We start from the raw sequence: 318 nt of genomic DNA, 5'->3' as shown, positions 1-318 counted from the left end.
TTCTTGACGATATATCCCCATTATTTGAGGTATAGAAAAAGGTGCAGTTGCTGTCATTTCTCCCAAAATAGGAGCTTTTAAAGAAATTAATTTTGCAAACATACCACTTGTGGAACAAGATATACCGTTACAACGCCCAATAGCCTTAGGAATATAAACATCTATCTGTGGGGCTAACTCTGGTTTTAGCAAAAATAAAACAGGAACCGCTTTATAAATGGGAGTAGGACTATACTTCACTACTTTTGATTTATCAATCAAATGTCTATTGGACATATTAATCCACTCATCAATATATTTAGTAGTATAATATTTTAA

General features: G+C 32.4%; 1 pseudogene. It reads right to left on the bottom strand.

The annotated features are described in order from the left end of the window. Positions 1-276: pseudogene (locus tag CCAND38_RS11790) on the bottom strand (hypothetical protein); the annotation flags it as partial. Positions 277-318 lie beyond the last annotated feature (42 nt).

The sequence above is a fragment of the Capnocytophaga canis genome, assembly GCF_000827555.1.
Taxonomy (GTDB): domain Bacteria; phylum Bacteroidota; class Bacteroidia; order Flavobacteriales; family Flavobacteriaceae; genus Capnocytophaga; species Capnocytophaga canis.
This window is presented reverse-complemented; position numbering and strand designations above follow the sequence as displayed.